Raw genomic sequence first — 1142 nt, 5'->3', positions numbered from 1 at the left:
CTGCGCAGCATCGCCGCTCCACACCAGGCCGCCTGCCACTTCGCCGAGGCCCTGCCGCCCTTCACCGCCCTGGCGGCGGCGGGTGTGCCGGCGCCGGCCCTGGCGGCACGGATCGCCGCCTATCGCCGCGCCCGGGACCAGGACCGCGGCGCCGCTTCCGAAAGGCCGCTGCCATGCGCCTGATTATCGGGCGGCTGCTCGCCCTGCTGCCCGTGCTCTTCGGGCTTTGCGTGCTCTCCTTCGCGCTGCTGGCCAGCGTGCCGGGCGACCCCGTGACCGCCATGCTGGGCCTGGAGGCCGACCCCGCCGCCGTGGCCGCGCTGCGCGCCAAGTATGCGCTGGACGACCCCTTGCCGCTACGCTTCCTGGCCTGGTTCTGGCAGGTGCTGCAGGGCGACCTCGGCCGCTCCATCCAGACCGGGCGGCCGGTGCTGGGCATGATCGGCGCCGCCCTGCTGCCGACGCTGCAACTGGCGCTGGCCGCCCTGGTCATCTCGCTGCTGATCGCCATTCCCGCCGGCGTGGTGGCGGCGACGCGGCGCAACGGCCCTGCCGATTTCGCGGCCACGCTGGTGGCGCTCTGCGGCCTGTCGCTGCCCTCCTTCTGGCTCGGCATCCTGCTGATCATGGGCTTTTCCATCGCCATCCCGGTGCTGCCCTCCTCCGGCCATGTGCCCTTCCTGCAAAACCCGCTGGAGGCGCTGCGGCACCTGGCGCTGCCGGCGCTGACGCTGGGCGCCGCGCTCGCCGCCGCCACCATGCGCATGACCCGCGCGGCGATGATCGAGATCCTCTCCGCCGACTATGTCCGCACCGCCCGCGCCAAGGGCCTGCCGGCCCGCCGCGTGGTCTGGCGCCATGCGCTGCGCAACGCGCTGATGCCGGTGGTGACGCTGGTGGGGCTGCAATTCGGCCAGTTGATGGGCGGCGTGGTGGTGACGGAAAGCGTGTTTTCCTGGCCCGGCATCGGCAAGCTGACGGTGGATGCCATCTTCGCCCGCGACTTCCCGGTGGTGCAGGGCGCCATCCTGGTCACCGCCACGCTCTTTGTGCTGATCAACCTGCTGACCGACCTGCTCTACACCGTGCTTGCCCCCCGCCTGCGGAGCCGCGCATGAGCGCCGCCGCCGCCATGACCCGCG

At 72.7% G+C, this 1142-nt stretch carries 1 protein-coding gene and 1 pseudogene; both read left to right on the top strand.

Annotated elements, in window-relative coordinates; all coding sequences use genetic code 11:
* Positions 1-183: pseudogene (locus tag IBL25_RS26260) on the top strand (hypothetical protein); the annotation flags it as partial.
* Positions 174-1118 carry an ABC transporter permease gene (locus IBL25_RS26255; RefSeq protein ID WP_187781364.1) on the top strand — a complete coding sequence of 315 codons (945 nt, stop codon included), beginning with the start codon at positions 174-176 and terminating at the stop codon, positions 1116-1118. The pseudogene IBL25_RS26260 and the gene IBL25_RS26255, both read left to right, overlap by 10 nt.
* Positions 1119-1142 lie beyond the last annotated feature (24 nt).

Origin of the sequence: Pseudoroseomonas ludipueritiae (assembly GCF_014490445.1) — a bacterium.
Lineage (GTDB): Bacteria > Pseudomonadota > Alphaproteobacteria > Acetobacterales > Acetobacteraceae > Pseudoroseomonas > Pseudoroseomonas ludipueritiae.
This window is presented reverse-complemented; position numbering and strand designations above follow the sequence as displayed.